The sequence below is a fragment of the Amycolatopsis iheyensis genome, assembly GCF_024703995.1.
GTDB classification, from domain to species: Bacteria; Actinomycetota; Actinomycetes; order Mycobacteriales; family Pseudonocardiaceae; genus Amycolatopsis; species Amycolatopsis iheyensis.
The window spans coordinates 81,781-99,057 of the sequence record NZ_JAMXQV010000028.1 but is presented as its reverse complement, the minus strand read 5'-3'; the positions used below and the strand labels follow the sequence as shown (position 1 = coordinate 99,057).

Here is a 17,277-nt window from a genome sequence, read left to right as displayed (position 1 = left end):
GCCGCAGCTCCACCCGCATCACCCGTACCCGCCGTGATCCCCCACGGCGCACCCCGCGGAAAGGGTCTCCACCCATGAGCAAGAAGTTGCGGCCGGTCTTCATCGGCGCGCTCGGCGCGGCCTCCGCCGCCGCCCTCGTGATCACCACCCCCGCGCTCTCCTCGGCGGCACCCGCGCCGCTGGCCGCGAACACCGCGCACAGCGCGACCGCCCTCGCCGTCGGCGACCTGTCGGCCCCGGCGAAGAAGGAGATCGCGATGAAGCTGGTCTCCAGCGCGGAAAACTCGTCGCTGGACTGGAAAGCGCAGTACAAGTACATCGAAGACATCGGCGACGGCCGCGGCTACACCGCCGGCATCATCGGGTTCTGCTCCGGCACCGGCGACATGCTCGAGCTCGTCGAGGCGTACACGAACTCCGTCCCGAACAACCCCCTGGCCAAGTACCTTCCCGCGCTGCGCAAGGTGAACGGCACCGACTCGCACTCCGGCCTCGGCTCGGCGTTCGAGAGCGCGTGGAAGCAGGCCGCGGCCACCACCGCGTTCCAGAACGCGCAGAACAGCGAGCGCGACCGCGTCTACTTCAACCCCGCGGTGAGCCAGGGCAAGTCGGACGGCCTCAGCAACCTCGGCCAGTTCGCCTACTACGACGCCATCGTGATGCACGGCCCCGGCGACAGCTCCGACAGCTTCGGCGGCATCCGCAAGGCCGCGATGAAGAAGGCGAAGACCCCGGCCCAGGGCGGCGACGAGGCGACGTACCTCAAGGCGTTCTTCGCCGCCCGCAAGGTGATCATGAAGCAGGAAGAGGCGCACGCCGACACCTCGCGCGTCGACACCGAGCAGGCGAAGTTCCTCAGCGAGGGCAACTACGACCTGCACACCCCGCTGAAGTGGAAGGTGTACGGGGACTCCTACACCATCAACTGATGACCCGTCAGGTGGTGGCCGTCGTCGCGAACGCCGCGACGGCGGCCACAGCCGTCCTCACGACCTGGGAACACACCCGGACCGGCCGGTTTCGCGTCCACGGCCCGATCGCCGCGTGGCTCGGGCGGGACGGCGTCGGCGAGGCGGGGGAAACCGTTTCCCGCACCCCGGCCGGGACCTGGCCGCTGACCGAGGGCTTCGGCCACCGGCCGGCCACCACGAAACTGCCGTACCGGCGGGTCACCACCGCGGACTGGTGGGTTTCGGACGTGAAATCCCCGTACTACAACACGCACTTCTCGTGCGCTCCCGGCACGTACCCGTTCGACGAGGCCGCCGGGGAGAACCTCGGGCAGGCGGGCGGTGTCTACGACCAGGCCGTGGTCATCGACTACAACCGCACACCGGTGGTGCCGGGCGCCGGGTCGGCGTTCTTCCTGCACGTCACCAATGGGAAACCGACCGCGGGCTGCGTCGCGATCCCCGCGCCCGACCTCGACGCCGTCCTGCGCTGGCTCGACCCGGCGCAGCACCCGGTCATCGAGATCAGCGGCTGAGCAGCTCGTCGGCCGTGCGGGTGTTGATGATCCGCTCCGGCCCGATCCCCGCCTCGATCGCGCGCTCGCAGCCGTAGGGCTGCCAGTCGAGCTGGCCGGGCGCGTGCGCGTCGCTGTCGATGGCGAACTCGCAGCCGAGCTCCGCGGCCAGCCGCAGCAGCTTCATCGGCGGGTCGAGCCGCTCCGGGCGCGAGTTGATCTCCACCGCGACGCCGTTCTCGCGGCACGCGGTGAACACGGCCTCGGCGTCGAACTCCGACTGGGGCCGCCCACGCCCGACGACCAGCCGCCCGGTGCAGTGCCCCAGCACCCGCGTGTGCGGGTTCCGCACCGCCGCCAGCATCCGCCGCGTCATGTCGCGAGCCGGCATCCGCAGCTTCGAATGCACGCTCGCGACGACGAAGTCCAGCTGCCCCAGCAGCTCCTCTTCCTGGTCGAGCGAACCGTCGTCGAGGATGTCGACCTCGATGCCGTGCAGCAGCCGGAAGGGGGCCATCAGCTCGTTGGCCTTGGCGACGATCTGCATCTGCGTGCGCAGCCGGTCCGGGGAAAGCCCGTTCGCGACGGTCAGCCGCGGCGAGTGGTCGGTCAGCACCATCCACTCGTGGCCGATGTCCCGGCCCGCGACGGCCATCTCGCCGATCGAACTGCCGCCGTCCGACCAGTCCGAATGGGTGTGGCAGTCGCCCTTCAAAGCCGAGCGCAGCGGCTCGCCGTCCGGCAGCTTCTTCTCGACGATCTTCGAGCGGTACGCCGGGTCCCGGCCGGCCAGCGCATCCTCGATGACGCCGGCGGTGGCCTTCCCGATGCCGGGCAGCGACGTCAGCGTGCCGCTCTCGGCCAGCTGCGCCAGCTGCTCGGGGGCGGTCTTGTCGACGGTCGCGGCCGCGTTCCGGAACGCGCGCACGCGATAGGTCGGCTCCCCCGCGCGTTCGAGCTGGAACGCGATCTCCCGCAAGGCCCATGCCGGATCCATGGGACCTGTCTACCCCCTCGGGGGCAGTTGATGCAGCTCGACGTCGGTCAGCGCGCCGTTCTCGACGCGGGCCGTCTGGTACGTGCAGTGCGGCTGACGGCGGCGATCGGTCGGCGAACCCGGGTTGAGCAGCCGCAACCCGTTCGGCGTCGTCGTGTCCCACGGGATGTGGCTGTGCCCGAAGACCAGCACGTCGGTGTCCGGGAACTGCGCGTCGCAGCGCTGCTCGCGACCCTGCTTCGAGCCCGTTTCGTGGATCACGGCCAGCCGGACGCCGTCGAGGTCGGCCCGCGCGATCTCCGGGAGCCGCGCCCGCAGGTCGGCGCCGTCGTTGTTGCCGTACACGCCGATCAGCCGCTTGCTGCGGGCCGTCAGCTCGTCGAGCAGGCCGAGCTTGACCCAGTCACCGGCGTGCACGACGACGTCGGCCGCGGCCACCTCGGCCCACACCTGCTCCGGCAGCGGGCGGGCGTGGGTGTCCGAGATGAGCAGCAGCCTCATCCGATGGCCTTGAGGACCCGCTCGAGGAAGCCGCCGATGTGGTCCTTCAGCAGGGCCGCGGCCCCTTCGGCGTCGCCCTTCTTGGCCGCCGCGAGCACCGCCTTGTGCTCGGTCCACTCCTTCTTCCAGCTGGGGTTGGCTTCCCAGCCGACGACGCTGATCAGCGCGGCGCGGTCCTTGAGGTCGTCGAGGATGCTCACCAGCAGCGGGTTGCCGCAGCCCGAGTAGAGGGCGCGGTGGAACCGGCGGTTGAGCAGGCTCAGCGCGGCCTGGTCCTTGTCGGCGATGGCCGCCGACGCCTCCTTCAGCGCCTCGGCCGCGTCTTCCAGCAGCTCGGGGTCGCGCCGCTCGACGGTGCGCCGGACGGCTTCGGGCTCCAGCACCGTCCGCACGTCGTAAACGGACTTCGCGAGCTCGGCGTCGACCGTGACCACCGAGGCGCCCTTGTACGGGCTGAACGTCACCAGGCCCGAGTTGGACAGCACCTTGAGCGCCTCGCGCACCGGCGTCTTGGACACGCCGAGCCGCGCGGCGAGCTCCGCTTCGACGAGGGGCTGACCGGGCACCAGCTCGCGGGTCAGGATGCCGCGGCGGATCTCCTCCAGGACCACTTCGGTCCGGGAGGCGGGCAGGCTGAACGTCCCGGTCATGCTGTGCTCCTCGCTCGTGTCGAAGCCCATTCAACCAGGCCCCCGAGATCATATATCAGATGCCATACTGGATCGCATGAAAGCACCCGAGGAGCTCCGCAGCCACCGGTGGTTCGGCGGCGGCGAACTACGCGACTTCAGCCACCGCGCCCGCAGCCGGCAACTGGGCTACAACCCGGAGGAGCACCTCGGCAAACCGGTCATCGGCATCCTCAACACCTGGTCGGACATCAACCCGTGCCACATGCACCTGCGCGAACGCGCGGAGCAGGTCAAGCGCGGTGTCTGGCAGGCCGGCGGCTTCCCGCTGGAGTTCCCCGTCGCGACGCTGTCGGAGACCTACCAGAAACCCACGCCCATGCTCTACCGCAACCTGCTCGCGATGGAGACCGAGGAGATCCTGCGGTCCTACCCGATCGACGGCGCCGTGCTGATGGGCGGCTGCGACAAGACCACCCCGGCGCTGCTGATGGGCGCGGCGAGCGCGGGACTGCCCGCCATCTTCGTCCCGGCCGGGCCGATGCTGCGCGGGCACTGGCGCGACGAGGTCCTGGGCAGCGGCACCGACATGTGGAAGTACTGGGACGACAAGCGTGCCGGGCTGATCGGCGACGCCGAACTGTCCGAACTGGAGCGCGGGCTCGCGCGGTCGCCGGGGCACTGCATGACGATGGGGACGGCGTCCACGATGACGTCGGCCGCCGAGGTGCTCGGCGTGACGCTGCCGGGCGCGGCGTCGATCCCGGCCGTCGATTCGGCGCACCACCGGATGGCCGCGGCCAGCGGCGCGCGGATCGTCGACATGGTCTGGGAAGACCTGACCATCACGCAGATCCTGGACGAACGGGCCTATTCCGACGCGATCACCACCGTGCTCGCGCTGGGCGGGTCGACCAACGCGGTGATCCACCTGATCGCGATGGCCGGGCGCAGCGGAATCGACGTGTCGCTGGCCGACTTCGACGCGATCGCGCGGCGGGTGCCGGTGCTGGCGAACATCCGGCCGGGCGGCGCCTGGCTGATGGAGGACTTCTACTACGCGGGCGGGCTGCCCGGGCTGTTGTCGCGGCTGACCGACCTGCTGCACCCCGAGCGCGTCACGGTCACCGGCCGCACGCTCGGCGAGGACCTCGCGGCCGCGCGGGTGCACGACGACGACGTCATCCGCACCCGCGACAACCCGGTGGCCGCCGAGGGCGGGGTCGCCGTGCTGCACGGCAACCTGGCCCCGTCGGGCGCGGTGGTCAAGCACATCGCCGCCGAGCCGCACCTGCTGACCCACACCGGGCCGGCCGTCGTGTTCGAGAACTACGCCGACCTCAAGAAGCGCGTCGAAAACCCGGCCATCACGGCCGATTCCGTGCTGGTGCTGCGTGGTTCGGGCCCGCTCGGCGGTCCCGGCATGCCGGAGTACGGGATGCTGCCGATCCCGGCCCACCTGCTCGAACAGGGCGTGCGGGACATGGTCCGGATCTCCGACGCGCGGATGAGCGGCACGAGCTACGGCGCGTGCGTGCTGCACGTCGCGCCGGAGTCGCACGTCGGCGGGCCGCTGGCCTTGGTCCGCGACGGCGACCTGATCACCCTGGACGTTCCTTCGCGGGTCCTGCGGCTGGAGGTGTCCGATGCGGAGCTGGCGCGGCGGCGTGCGGAGTGGACCGAACCGGCGCCCCGCTTCGAACGGGGTTACGGTGCGCTCTACAGCGACCACATCACGCAGGCGGACGAAGGCTGCGACTTCGACTTCCTGGCGCGGGCTGGGCACAATCCGGAGCCCGACGCGCGGTGACCGGTTCATCCCCCGTTAGGGCGAGTCGTACGGCTTGTCCGGGTGCCACGTACGCTGATCCCGTCACCGGCGCGACCCTGCGCCGCGTTGAAGGGGTGGAGAGTTGCCGTACGAACCGCGCTGGCCCGAGTCACACGGTGAGCAGACGGACGTCCTGCCGGTCGTCCGGCCCGAGCCGGACCCGGACCCCCCGAAGAAGCGCGACCTGCGCAAGGCCGGCTGGATCGCGGGCGGGGTGCTGGGCCTGCTCGTCGTGATCTACGGCGTCGACCTGCTCGTCAGCCAGGGCAGCGTGCCGCGCGGGGTGACCGTCGCGGGCGTCGACGTCGGCGGGATGGGCCGCGACGCCGCCGAGCAGGAGCTGCGCGGCAAGATCGAGCCGCGGCTCACGCGCCCGATGGCCGTCACCGCCGGCGACGTCCAGGGCACCCTGTCGCCGACGCTCGCCGGGCTGAAGCTCGACTGGGCGCAGACCCTCGACCAGGCTGGCGAGCAGCCGCTGAACCCGTTCACGCGCCTGGCGTCGCTGTTCTCCAGCCGCGAGGTCGGCGTCGTCAGCCACGCCGACGACGCCAAGCTCGCCGCCGCGCTCGAGGGGCTGCGCGGCCAGGTCGACCGCGACCCGGCCGAGGGCACCGTGAAGTTCGAGGGCGCGAACCCGGTCGCCGTGCCGCCGAAGCCCGGGCAGAAGCTCGACGTCGCGGCCGCGAAGACCGCCGTCGTCGAGAAGTGGGCGAGCGGCGAGACCCTGGCGCTGCCGGTGGCCGGCACGCCGGTCCGCACCACCGCCGAAGGCGTCCAGGCCGCGCTGGAGCAGTTCGCGCGTCCCGCTGTCTCCGGCCCGCTGGTGGTCAAGGGCGAGGGCAAGAACGCCACCGTCAAGCCGGAGGCGATCGCCGCGGCGCTGAGCTTCGAGCCCGCCGAGGGCGGCGGCCTGACGCCGAAGATCGACAACGCCAAGATCGCCGAAGCCGCCGGGCCGCAGCTGAAGTCCACCGAGAAGGAGGGCAAGGAGGCGACCATCGTCTTCGAGGGCGGCAAGCCGACGGTCGACCCGTCCACCGACGGCCGGACGATCGACTGGGACCCGAGCCTCAAGCCGCTGCCCGAGGTGCTCAAGAAGACCGACGGCCGCGAGGTGCCGGCGATCTACAAGGACGCGCCCGCGAAGGTGACGACCGAGCAGGCGAACCAGCTGGGCGTCAAGGAGGTCGTCGGCGAGTTCACCACCGGCGGTTTCGCGGCCGACTCGGGCACGAACATCCGCGTCGTCGCGCAGAAGGTCAACGGCGCCATCGTCAAGCCGGGGGAAACCTTCAGCCTCAACGGGTTCACCGGCCCGCGCGGCAAGCCGCAGGGGTACGTCGAGGCCGGCGTCATCGAGAACGGCGCCCCGGCGCGCGAAGTCGGCGGTGGCATCTCGCAGTTCGCGACCACGCTGTACAACGCGGCGTACTTCGGGGGCATGAAGGACGCGGGGCACAAGGAGCACAGCTACTACATCAGCCGCTACCCCGCCGCGCGCGAGGCGACAGTGTTCCAGAACCCCAACGGCGCCAGCGTCATCGACATCAAGTTCACGAACGACTCGACGACCGGCATCGCGATCCAGACGATCTGGTCGCCGTCGTCGATCACCGTGAAGCTATGGGGCACCAAGCGCTACACCGTCGAGTCGATCCAGGGCGGGCGCTCGAACCCGACCGACCCGCCGACCAAGCCGGGGCCGGCGGAGAACTGCCACGCCTCCAACGGCGCGCCGGGCTTCACCACGAGCGACACCCGGGTGCTCAAGGACGTCGCGTCCGGCCGCGAGGTCAGCCGCTCGACCCGCAACGTCCGTTACAACCCGCAACCGAAAATCACCTGCGACCCCTCCTAACGGCTGTTCACGCTGAGCAGCCACGGAGGTACCGTGGGTGTTCATGACGGTGCGTGCCGCAGGCTTCCGAGCGGTCCTCGCGGTGACCGAGTTCCGAGCGCTGTTCTCGGCGCAGCTCGTCTCGGTCACCGGTGACCAGCTGGCGCGGGTCGCGTTGTCGATCCTGGTCTACGACCGCACGAACTCGCCGGGCTGGGCCGCGCTGACGTACGCGCTGACGTTCCTGCCGGACCTCTTCGGCGGCCCGCTGCTGTCCGGGCTGGCCGACCGGCACCCACCGCGCGCGGTGATGGTCGTGTGCGACGTCGTGCGTGCGGTGGCGGTCGCCGTGATGGCCGTGCCCGGCTTGCCGTTGCCGGCGGTGGCGGCGCTGCTGGTCGGCGTCCAGCTGTTCAACCCGGTGTGGAACTCCGCGCGGGCCGCGCTGCTGCCGCAAGTGTTGCCCGGGGAGACGTTCGTGCCCGGGATGGGCCTGCTGATGATGCTCGTGCAGGCGGGCCAGGTCGCCGGGTTCGCGCTCGGCGGGCTGCTGGTGGCGGCCGTCGGCGCCGGCGGCGCGTTGCTCGCGGACGCGGTGAGTTTCGCGGTGTCGGCACTGTTCCTGGTCACCGGCGTGCGGTCCCGGCCGCCACGGGAGTCTTCGGGAGTGCGGTGGTGGCGGCACGTGCGCGCGGGCTGGACGGTGGTCGTCGGCGACCGGCGCCGGCTCGCGCTGGTCGCGCTCGGGTGCGTGTCGGGGACCTACATCGCGGGTGAGGCGATCGCCGCGCCGTACGCGGCGGAGCTGGGCGGCGGCGCGGTGGTGGTCGGGCTGCTGCTCGGGGCGTACGCGCTGGGGAACGTGCTCGGGATGGCGGCACTGTCCCGGATCCCGCCTCCCCGGCGGGCCCGCCTGCTCGGGCCGCTGGCCGTGCTGGCGTGCGCGGCGCTGCTGGGGTGCGCGCTGCGGCCGGACCTCGAAGCGACGCTGGCCTTGCTGACGCTGTCCGGGGTGGCCAGTTCGTACAACCTCATCGCCAACACGACTTTCGTGCAGCTGACGCCGGAAACCCAGCGCGCGCAGGCGTTCGGCTTCGCGTTGACGGCGTTGCGGGTGTCGCAGGGCCTCGGCGTGGTGCTGGCCGGGGTCGCGGCCGAGCACGCGGCCCCGCACGGCGTCGTCGCGGCGGCCGGGGCGATCGGCGTCGTCGCGGCGTTCGGCGCGGCGGGGTGGTGGCGGCGCGCGCAGCCGGAATCCCGGTGACCGGCGGGAAAGCCGGTCACCGGGCACTGGTCAGGGCCGCGTCCAATCGGTCGGGCACTGCGGCAGCGGTGACGAGACGCCGGGCCGGGTCCAATCGGTCGGCAGCTCGCGCACGGTCCAGTCGGTGGGCAGTTCGCGGGCGGTCCAGTCGGTCGGCAGCTGCCGCGGGGTCCAGTCGGTCGGGATCGCGCGGGTCCAGTCGGTGGGGAGCTGCCGGGTCCAGTCGGTCGGCCGCTGCGCGCGCCGGCGGGACGGGACGATGTTCGCGTTGGGCAGGAAGTGCGACATGATTTCTCCTGTTCGTGAGGGATCTTGCACGGTGCGTGACCGGACGGTAGCCTGACCGGCCTAGTGACACACCGCGTTCATTCGATTACAGTGACGATTTCCGCGAAGAGTTCCGTCCTGAGAAGAGGGGCGTTTCGTGGGATTGTCCGGGTCCTCTGGGCGAAAGCCCAGCTCAGAACGTCCACGATCGGGTATCCGTACGTGGGCGATGTGGAAGCTGGCCACTCCGGTGTTCGGCTATGTCCTCATCGTCGACGTGCTGGCGCTGACCGCGGTCCTCGCAACGGCCGCGCTCGTGCCCCTCACGACCCAGTCGCTGCTCTGGTGCGGCCTCATCCTGGCCGGCGAGATCGTGCACCTCGAAGCGGCACAACGCATCGAGCGCATCCGCGAGCTGGCCGCCGACGGCCGGCCGCACATGCACCTGCAGTCGATCTGGATCTTCGCGGGGCTCCTGCTGCTACCACCGCCGTTGGCCACCTTGGTGATCGCGGTCAGCTACGCGCACTCGTGGGTGCGCGTCTACAAGCGACGCGGTGTGGTTCACCGGAAAGTGTTCTCCGGGGCCACGGTCGTCCTCGCCTGCACGGCGGCGGGCGCGGTGCTGTGGGCGGGCACCGGGCACGTCGCGCCGTACGTGCCCTACCTCGACGGCTTCGGCGGGATGACCGCGCTGCTGCTGTCCGGGCTCGTCTACTTCGGACTCAACTACGTGCTGGTGATCCTCGCGATCGTGATGTCGAACCCGGGCAAGCCGGCGCGGCAGGCGTTCGGCAACCCGTCCGACGTGCTGATCGTGCTGGCCGCGGTCGGCGTCGGGTGCGGGATCGCGCTGGTGATGACGGTCCGGCCGTGGCTGCTGCCGGTGCTCATGGTGACGCCGGTGGCGCTGCACATCGGGTTGCTGCTGCCGCAGTTCCAGGCCGCGGCGCGCACGGACTCGAAGACGGCGTTGCTGGCGCCGGAGTTCTGGGTCCAGCTGGCGCGCAACGAGCTGGCGCGCGCGGCGGAGCTGTCCTCGACCGCGGGCATCCTGATGATCGACATCGACCACTTCAAGGCCATCGACGACGGCAACGGCCACTTGGCGGGCGACGAGGTCCTGCGCGCGATCGCGGCGGCGATCCAGGGCTCGGTCCGCGGCGGCGACTACGTCGGCCGCTTCGGCGGCGACGAGTTCGTGGTCCTGCTCCCGGGCGCGACGAGCGCGGAGATCGCGTCGATCGCGGACCGCATCCGCGCGGCGATCGCCCGCGTCGAGGTCCGGGTGCCGGTGATCCGCCCGGGCAAGGCGGAGGTGATCGGCGGCCTGACGGCCTCGATCGGCGCGGCGGTCTACCCGGAGACGGCCACGGAGTACACGATCCTGCTACAGGCCGCGGACGACGCGGTGTTCGCGGCCAAGGCGGCGGGCCGCGACCGGGTGGTCCTTTCCCGCCCCCACGACGAGCTCCTCCGCCCCGAAATCCCCGACACCCTCTGACCACCCCGCCCCCCATGCGCCCCAATGTGGCGTTGGGTGCGTCTAGCGCACCCAATGTGGCGTTCGGTGCATCCAACGCACCCAATGTGGCGTTCGGTGCATCCAACGCACCCAATGTGGCGTTCGGTGCATCCAACGCACCCAACGCCACATTGGGGCGCTTGAGGCGAGCGGTTACGGAAGCGTGGCGAGGGAGTTTTCGAGGGTGGCCGCGGACAGTTCGTTGTCCACCATGTCGCCCGCCAAGTACGCGCCGTATGCCGGCAGGTCCAGGTGCGCGTGGCCGCACAGCGCCGTGAGGATCACCTTCTCCTCACCCGTCTCCTTGCACCGCAACGCTTCCTGGATGCACGCGGCCAGCGCGTGCGTCGGCTCGGGTGCCGGGATGATGCCCTCCGACCGCGCGAACCGGACGCCCGCCGCGAAGCACTCCTGCTGCCCGATCGCGATCGCCTCGATCAGGCCCAGCTCGTAGATGTGCGAGATCAGCGGCGACATCCCGTGGTAGCGCAGGCCGCCCGCGTGGATCGGGTCCGGGATGAACTCGTGGCCCAGCGTGTGCATCTTCAGCAACGGCGTGAGCCCGGCGGTGTCACCGAAGTCGTAGGCGTACTTCCCGCGCGTCAGCGACGGGCACGCGGCCGGCTCGACCGCGCGGATCACCGGGTTCATCCGGCCGGCCAGCTTCTCCCGCAGGAACGGGAACGCGAGCCCGCCGAAGTTCGAGCCGCCGCCGGTGCAGCCGACCAGGACGTCCGGGGTGTCGCCGGCCAGCTCGAACTGCTTGAGCGCTTCCTCACCGATGACCGTCTGGTGCAGCAGCACGTGGTTGAGCACGCTGCCCAGCGCGTACCGCGCGTCCGGGTCCTGCGCCGCCTGCTCGACGGCTTCGCTGATCGCGATCCCGAGGCTGCCGGTCGAATCCGGGTGGTCCTTGAGGATCGCCCGGCCGGACTCCGTCAGCTCGGACGGGCTCGGGTGGACCGTCGCGCCGAACGTCTCCATCATCAGCTTGCGGTAGGGCTTCTGGTCGTAGGACGCCCGCACCTGCCAGACCTCGCACTCCAGCCCGTACTGGGCGCAGGCGAACGCGAGCGCGCTCCCCCACTGGCCCGCGCCGGTCTCGGTGGTCAGCCGGCTGACGCCCTCCTGCGCGTTGTAGAACGCCTGCGGCACCGCGGTGTTCGGCTTGTGCGAGCCGACCGGGCTGACGCCTTCGTACTTGTAGTAGATCCGCGCCGGCGTGCCGAGCGCCTTCTCCAGCCGCCGCGCCCGGAACAGCGGTGACGGCCGCCAGAGCCGGTAGACCTCCCGCACCTCCTCCGGGATGTCGACATAACGATCAGTCGTCACCTCTTGGGCGATGAGCGCCTGTGGGAAGAGCGGGGCCAGGTCGTCCGGGCCGACGGGCTCGCGGGTGCCGGGGTGCAGGGGCGGGGGCGGCGGCTCCGGCAGGTCGGGGATGACGTTGTACCACTGGGTCGGCAGCTCGTCTTCGTCCAGGATGTACTTGGTCTTCTCAGCCATCGAGCCTCCTAGGTCGGCACCTCAACTTAGGACGCCTCCGGCCGCGGAGCCAGTACGGTGACCGGGTGGGGAACTACGTCCTGATCGACGCGCCGTCCAACCTGGGCCTCCGCCCGCCGGCCGAGGGCGCCGCCCCGGGCTGCTACAAGACGCCCGGCGTGCTGCGCGACCTCGGCATCCTCGACCGCCTCGGCGCGTCCGACGGCGGTGTCGTGACGCCGGGCCGGTACGTCGGCACCTGGTCGCCGGGCGACGGCGTCCGCAACTCGGCGGCCATCGCGGCGCACACACGCGCGCTGGCGACACGGATCGCTTCGGTCCGTTCGTCGGGTGGGTTCCCGGTGGTGCTCGGCGGCGACTGCTCGATCTCGCTGGGCCCGATGCTGGCGCTGCGCCGCGAAGGCCGCTTCGGCATCGCGTACCTGGACGGCCACGACGACTTCCGCCACCCGGGCGGCGCCGACCCCGTCCAGGCGGCGGCGGGCGAGGACCTGGCGATCATGACCGGCCGCGGCGCCGACGACCTCGCCGACATCGACGGGCTGCGGCCGTACGTCCGGGACAGCGACGTGCTGGCGCTGGGCATGCGTTCGGCCGACCGGCTGCGCGCCGCGGGGATCACTGCCGTCACCTCCGCGGAGCTGCTGGCCGCCGAGCCGGTGCCCTCACTGCCGGACCTGGACGGCTTCTGGGTCCACGTGGACATCGACGTCCTCGACCCGGCGTATGTGTCCGCAGTGGACAGTCCGGACACCGGCGGGCTGGATCCGTCCACTTTGGTCGCGGTGCTGCGGGAGCTGCTGTCCCGGCCGGGCGCGGCGGGCTTCGAGCTGACGGTGTTCGACCCCGACCTCGACCCGGACGGCCGCCAAGCCGCCCTGGTCGCCGACGTCCTGGAAAGGGCCCTGCGATGACGAGCGTGCTGACGGACCTGCCGGTGTGGCTGCCCCAGTCGGGGCGCGGCCCGGGCCTGGTGGTGATCCAGGAGATCTTCGGCCTGGACGACTACCTGCGATCGGTCGCCGCGGACCTGGCCGGGCGCGGTTACGTCGTCGCGGTCCCGGAGCTGTTCTGGCGCACGGCGCCGGGCTGGTCGTCGACCCACGACGAAGCGGGCGTGGCGGCTTCGATGGCGGTGTCGGCGGAGTTCGACCCGGCGCTGGGCCTGTCCGACGTCCTCGACACGGTGGCCCACCTGCGCGAGCAGCCCTCGAACGCCGGCGGGGTCGGGGTGCTCGGCTTCTGCCTGGGCGGTTCGCTGGCGTTCTCGGCGGCGGCCGAGGGCGCCCCGGACACGGCGGTGTCGTTCTACGGCTCGACGGTGCCGGGGCAGATCGCGGACCTGGCGAAGATCACCTGCCCGATCCAGTTCCACTTCGGCGGGCAGGACCCGTACATCCCGCGCTCGGACGTGGCGCTCGTGGAGGCGGGCGTGGCGGCGCACCCGGGGGCGGAGATCCACGTCCAGGAGGACGCGGGGCACGCGTTCCACAACCACGTCGCACCGATGTTCCACCACCCGGAGGCGGCGGCGCGGGCCTGGGACCTGACCACGGCGTTCCTGCGGCAGACGCTGCCACTGTCAGCCTGACCGACCGACCGCCGCCAGGTTCGCCTGGTGCGGGCCGGAAGCCGCGACCCGGCCCCGGGACCTGACCACGGCGTTCCTGCGGCGGACCCTGCCGCCGTCAGCCTGACCGGCCTACCGCCGCCAAGTTGGCTTGGTGCGGACCGGAAAGCCAGTCCTGCTCGAGCCGCGCGTCGGCCGGTTCGGCCCCGCGGCGCAGCGCGTCGAGGTACGCGCGATCGGCGGCGAGCCGGGCCGCCACCTCGGGTCCCCGGGCAACCGAGCCGTGGCCGGGAACCAGGACGTCGACGTGCTCGGTGGCCGCACCCAGCCGGTCGAGCGCGGCCGCGTAGGCGTCGGGCTGGCCGGGGCGGCGGGGGTCGAGCATCGGGATCAGGACGTCGGAGAGCATGTCGCCGGCCAGCAGCACCCCGCGGTCGGCGAGCAGAACAGCGGCGTGCCCGACGGCGTGCGCGTCGTGCTCGACGAGCTCGCCCGGCAGCGGTCCCCCGTCGGCGGGCAGCGGGGTGACGAGCCCGATCAGGTCGAGCGGGATGCCGGCCGCGCTTTCCGCGGCCATCGCCTGCGCGCGTTCCCGCACCGCACCGGCGGCTTGCGCGCAGGCGGTGGTGGCGTAGCGCGGCACGTCGCCGAACCGGGAGTGCCAGAGCAAGTGGTCCCAGTGCAAGTGCGTGGCAAACCCGGCGACGACGGGCAGGCCCAGCCGCTCGACGTCGTCGGCGAGCTCCTCGAGATCGGCGCCGGAGATGCCGGGATCGACCAGGACGAGCCCGTCGTCCCCCCGCACGACGACGGCGTTGCTGTGGACCCAGTCGCTCTGCCGGACCCAGACACCGTCCGCCACCTGCTTCAGCATCCGTCCACAGTAGCCTGGAACGCTCTACGATGGCCGGTACGCCGAGTTCGAGCCGAAGGAGCCCGTCATGCCCCACGCCGTGGACTTCACCACCGTGTCGACCGCCGGCCTGGAGTCGTCCCCGGTCGCCGACGCGCTCGCCGGCCTGCGGGCGAACGAGGCCCGGTACTTCAAGAACAAGTACGACCACGTCTTCACCGTCGAGCCGGCGGCCGACGCCGCCGAGACGATCGGCTGGGTGAGTGGCATTCTCAAGGACGAGCGCGACCTCGTCATCGAGTCACGCCCCTTGGAGGCGACGGAGTTCCAGGTCGAGAACATCCGGATGGCTTACGTGTTCTACGAAAACGGCCTGTCGATCAACGTGATGTACACCCTCGACGACGGCGGCAAGCGAGCGGTCGGCTTCAAGCTGTCGGACGGGATGGACGTGCCCGCGGAGCTGGGGGCGTTCAAGTTCGCCCGCCAGAAGTCCAAGCTGGCCGGCACGATCCGCGGCTCGTACTTCGTCATCAAGAACGAGCATTGACCGCGGCAGGGATCGACTGGGGCGGGTCGAGCGACCGCCCGCCCACCGACCGCGAGCGCGACTTCATGGCCGCGCTGGACGCGCTGCTGCCCGGCCTCGACTACTGGCTGCACGCCGACGACGACGGGACGCCGTGGCTGATGGTGTCCCTGGACCTCGTCGAAGACGACCGGATCACCGCTGTGCTCCGGCTGGACTTCGACGACCGCGGCATGCGCGGCGGCTGGAGTCCCGGGGACCTCAACTGGGACGACGGACTGCGCGCGGAGACCGCCGGGGTCGAGTTCCGCGGGCCCGACGGCATCGAGGCCGCCGCCGGCGACCCGGCGCGGGCCGCGGCCTGGTTCACCGGGCCGAAACGGGGCCGCTGGGCGCTCTGACAGACCGATCAGGAATCGAGAAGCGCAGGTCACCGCCGCGGACCTAGCGTTACCGGCATGACGAACATCGACTCCATCACCCTCGAAGTTTCCGACGTCGCCGCCGCCGAGCGCTTCTACGCCGACGCCTTCGGCCTCACCACCCAGCTCCGGTTCCGCGTCGCGAAGGACGCGTCGGAGGGCTTCCGCGGCTACACCCTCTCCCTCACCGTCGCCCAGCCCAACGACGTCGACTCCCTCATCGGCACCGCCCTCGCCGCCGGGGCCACCTCGCTCAAGCCCGCCGCGAAGTCCATGTGGGGCTACGGCGGCGCCGTCCAGGCGCCCGACGGCGCGATCTGGACCATCGCCACCTCGGCGAAGAAGAACACCGGCCCCGCCACCCGCGAGTTCGACGCCGTCGTGCTGCTGCTCGGCCTCGACGACATCATCGCCGGCAAGAAGTTCTACGTCGAGCACGGGCTCACCGTCGCCAAGAGCTTCGGCCGCATGTACGTCGAGTTCGAAGGCGGCTCCAGCGCGATCAAGCTGGCGCTCTACCGCCGCAAGGCGCTCGCCAAGCAGGCCGGCGTCCCGCACGAGGGCACCGGTTCGCACCGGATCGCCGTCAACCACGCCGCCGAGCCGTTCACCGACCTGGACGGGTTCGCCTGGGAAGTCACGACGAACCACTCAGTCGACGCCTGAAAAGAGATCGGCGACGGCGGCGACCCCCGCGACGATCGCCGGGCGCGGGGTGTCGCCGAACCCCAGCACCAGCCGGGGTTCCGGCGACGGCGTCCGGTGCATGACGCCGAGGCCGTAGAGCCCGACACCCCGCTCGGCGGCCGCGGCGATCACCCGCTCCTCGTCGGCGCCCGGCGGCAGGTGCAGGATCGCGTGGAAGCCCGCGGCGAGCCCGGTGACGCGGACCCCGGGCGCGTGCGCGGCCAGCGCGGACACGAGCGTCTCGCGCCGGGCCGCGTACTCGGTGCGGGCACGGCGCAGGTGGCGGTCGTAGCGCCCGGACTCGATGAGCAGCGCGAGCGCCAGCTGGTCCAGACCCGGGCTGCCGCGGTCGGTCACCAGCTTTTCCCGCGCCAGTGCGGCCCTCAGGCGCGGGGGCGTGACCAGCCAGCCCAGGCGCAACGCCGGTGCGAGCGACTTGCTGACCGTGCCGAGGGACACGACGTGGCCGGGGTCGAGGCCCTGCAGAGAGCCGACCGGGTCGCGGTCGTAGCGGAATTCGGCGTCGTAGTCGTCTTCGATGACGACGCCGTCGTGCCGGCGCGCCCAGTCGAGCAGCTCGCGGCGGCGGTGCCCGGCGAGCACCACACCGGTGGGCCACTGGTGGGCCGGCGTCACGAGCACCGCGCGCGCCCCGCTGCGTTCGAGCGCGGCGACGTCGAGGCCGTCTTCGTCGACCGGCACGGGCACTGCCGCCAAGCCGGCTGCCTCGGCCTGTTCCGTCGTCGAGCGGACGGCACCAGGGTCCTCGAAAGCGAGTGCTTCGACGCCATCGGCGGCGAGGACGCGCAGCACGAGCCCGAGGGCCTGGGCCATGCCGGCGCAGACGACGACCTGGTCGGCGCTCGCCGCGACCGCCCGCACCCGGCGCAGGTACGCCGCGAGCACCTCCCGCAGCCGCCGGTCGCCGATCGGGTCGCCGTAGTCGAACGCGGTGTTCGGCGCGGTGCGGCAGACCTCCCGCACGGCCCACGCCCAGTCCTCGCGCGGGGCGAGGCGCAGGTCGGGGACGCCGTGGCGGAAGTCGGCGACGGCGTGGCGCCGCCGGCTCGCCGTCGCCGTCTCCGGTGGCGCCGCCGGGTGGGCCACCGCGGCCACCCGCGTCGCCGAGCCCGGGCGGCTGCTGAGGTAGCCCTCGGCCTGCAGCTGGGCGTAGCAGTCCTGGACGAGCCCGCGCGAAAGGCCGAGGCCGCGGGCGAGCTCGCGCGAGGACGGCAGCCGCTCCCCGCCCGCCAGGCGGCCGCCGCGGATGGCGTCCCGCAGCTGGTCTTCCAGCTGGGCGCGAAGGCCGGCGCCGCTGTCGCGGTCGATCGTGAACAGCAGCTCCGGTCCCGAACCGGCCCACTCCACAGCCATGGAACTGGACCTTACCG

Annotated in this window: 18 protein-coding genes; 11 read left to right on the top strand and 7 right to left on the bottom strand. The window is 71.8% G+C overall.

The window, feature by feature from the left end; genetic code table 11:
• Positions 1-74: 74 nt before the first annotated feature.
• Together M8542_RS39300 and M8542_RS39295 are read left to right on the top strand one after the other, a co-directional pair.
• A complete protein-coding gene (locus M8542_RS39300) occupies positions 75-929 on the top strand; it encodes a chitosanase (protein ID WP_257925446.1) in 855 nt (284 codons plus the stop codon).
• Positions 929-1,486 (top strand): L,D-transpeptidase family protein, encoded by a 558-nt coding sequence (locus M8542_RS39295; protein ID WP_257925445.1) that lies wholly within the window; start codon positions 929-931, stop codon positions 1,484-1,486. The genes M8542_RS39300 and M8542_RS39295 overlap by 1 nt, the downstream gene beginning before the upstream one ends.
• Here the strand turns inward: M8542_RS39295 and M8542_RS39290 are convergent.
• Genes M8542_RS39290 through M8542_RS39280 form a run of 3 tightly spaced genes read right to left on the bottom strand, consistent with a single transcriptional unit; the run spans position 1,476 to position 3,613 of the window.
• On the bottom strand, positions 1,476-2,462 hold the full coding sequence (locus M8542_RS39290; protein ID WP_257925444.1) for a PHP domain-containing protein: 987 nt from the start codon (positions 2,460-2,462) through the stop codon (positions 1,476-1,478). The two genes, M8542_RS39295 and M8542_RS39290, sit on opposite strands and share 11 nt — an antisense overlap.
• A gap of 9 nt (positions 2,463-2,471) precedes the next feature.
• Positions 2,472-2,963: a metallophosphoesterase family protein gene (locus tag M8542_RS39285; protein ID WP_257925443.1), complete on the bottom strand. Its 492-nt coding sequence runs from the start codon at positions 2,961-2,963 to the stop codon at positions 2,472-2,474.
• Entirely contained in the window at positions 2,960-3,613 is a 654-nt protein-coding gene (locus M8542_RS39280; RefSeq protein ID WP_257925442.1) for a GntR family transcriptional regulator, read from the bottom strand. The genes M8542_RS39285 and M8542_RS39280 overlap by 4 nt, the downstream gene beginning before the upstream one ends.
• Before the next feature lie 76 nt (positions 3,614-3,689).
• Here M8542_RS39280 and araD point away from each other — a divergent pair, with 76 nt between their 5' ends.
• From araD to M8542_RS39265, 3 genes are all read left to right on the top strand, one after another.
• The gene (gene araD, locus M8542_RS39275) at positions 3,690-5,402 is read left to right on the top strand and encodes an L-arabinonate dehydratase (protein WP_257925441.1); all 1,713 of its coding nucleotides are present in this window, start codon (positions 3,690-3,692) and stop codon (positions 5,400-5,402) included.
• 103 nt (positions 5,403-5,505) lie between these two features.
• A complete protein-coding gene (locus tag M8542_RS39270; protein WP_257925440.1) occupies positions 5,506-7,284 on the top strand; it encodes a VanW family protein in 1,779 nt (592 codons plus the stop codon).
• 43 nt (positions 7,285-7,327) lie between these two features.
• Entirely contained in the window at positions 7,328-8,527 is a 1,200-nt protein-coding gene (locus tag M8542_RS39265) for an MFS transporter (RefSeq protein WP_257925439.1), read from the top strand.
• 30 nt (positions 8,528-8,557) lie between these two features.
• Here M8542_RS39265 and M8542_RS39260 read toward each other — a convergent pair whose 3' ends face one another.
• A complete protein-coding gene (locus M8542_RS39260; protein WP_257925438.1) occupies positions 8,558-8,815 on the bottom strand; it encodes a hypothetical protein in 258 nt (85 codons plus the stop codon).
• 208 nt (positions 8,816-9,023) lie between these two features.
• On the opposite strand from M8542_RS39260, the gene M8542_RS39255 reads away from it, so the two are divergent.
• Complete coding sequence (locus M8542_RS39255; RefSeq protein WP_257925437.1) at positions 9,024-10,298, top strand: diguanylate cyclase; 1,275 nt, start codon at positions 9,024-9,026, stop codon at positions 10,296-10,298.
• Positions 10,299-10,472: 174 nt separating this feature from the next.
• Here M8542_RS39255 and M8542_RS39250 read toward each other — a convergent pair whose 3' ends face one another.
• The gene (locus M8542_RS39250; RefSeq protein WP_257925436.1) at positions 10,473-11,825 is read right to left on the bottom strand and encodes a TrpB-like pyridoxal phosphate-dependent enzyme; all 1,353 of its coding nucleotides are present in this window, start codon (positions 11,823-11,825) and stop codon (positions 10,473-10,475) included.
• Between the two features lie 65 nt (positions 11,826-11,890).
• Between M8542_RS39250 and M8542_RS39245 the strand changes: the two genes are divergently transcribed.
• Together M8542_RS39245 and M8542_RS39240 are read left to right on the top strand one after the other, a co-directional pair.
• Positions 11,891-12,739, top strand: a complete 849-nt coding sequence (locus M8542_RS39245; RefSeq protein ID WP_257925435.1) for an arginase family protein — start codon at positions 11,891-11,893, stop codon at positions 12,737-12,739.
• Positions 12,736-13,416, top strand: a complete 681-nt coding sequence (locus tag M8542_RS39240; RefSeq protein ID WP_257925434.1) for a dienelactone hydrolase family protein — start codon at positions 12,736-12,738, stop codon at positions 13,414-13,416. Before M8542_RS39245 ends, M8542_RS39240 begins: the two co-directional genes overlap by 4 nt.
• A gap of 97 nt (positions 13,417-13,513) precedes the next feature.
• Here M8542_RS39240 and M8542_RS39235 read toward each other — a convergent pair whose 3' ends face one another.
• Positions 13,514-14,269 carry an MBL fold metallo-hydrolase gene (locus M8542_RS39235; protein WP_257925433.1) on the bottom strand — a complete coding sequence of 252 codons (756 nt, stop codon included), beginning with the start codon at positions 14,267-14,269 and terminating at the stop codon, positions 13,514-13,516.
• A 67-nt stretch (positions 14,270-14,336) separates the two neighbouring features.
• Between M8542_RS39235 and M8542_RS39230 the strand changes: the two genes are divergently transcribed.
• From M8542_RS39230 to M8542_RS39220, 3 genes are read left to right on the top strand one after another with little or no spacing between them, the layout of a single operon-like run.
• Positions 14,337-14,798 carry a DUF8821 family protein gene (locus tag M8542_RS39230; protein ID WP_257925432.1) on the top strand — a complete coding sequence of 154 codons (462 nt, stop codon included), beginning with the start codon at positions 14,337-14,339 and terminating at the stop codon, positions 14,796-14,798.
• Positions 14,795-15,178 (top strand): hypothetical protein, encoded by a 384-nt coding sequence (locus M8542_RS39225; RefSeq protein WP_257925431.1) that lies wholly within the window; start codon positions 14,795-14,797, stop codon positions 15,176-15,178. The genes M8542_RS39230 and M8542_RS39225 overlap by 4 nt, the downstream gene beginning before the upstream one ends.
• A gap of 57 nt (positions 15,179-15,235) precedes the next feature.
• A complete protein-coding gene (locus tag M8542_RS39220; RefSeq protein ID WP_257925430.1) occupies positions 15,236-15,865 on the top strand; it encodes a VOC family protein in 630 nt (209 codons plus the stop codon).
• On the opposite strand, the gene pdxR is transcribed toward M8542_RS39220, so the two are convergent.
• Entirely contained in the window at positions 15,851-17,260 is a 1,410-nt protein-coding gene (pdxR, locus tag M8542_RS39215) for a MocR-like pyridoxine biosynthesis transcription factor PdxR (RefSeq protein ID WP_257925429.1), read from the bottom strand. The genes M8542_RS39220 and pdxR overlap by 15 nt on opposite strands.
• Positions 17,261-17,277: the final 17 nt, after the last annotated feature.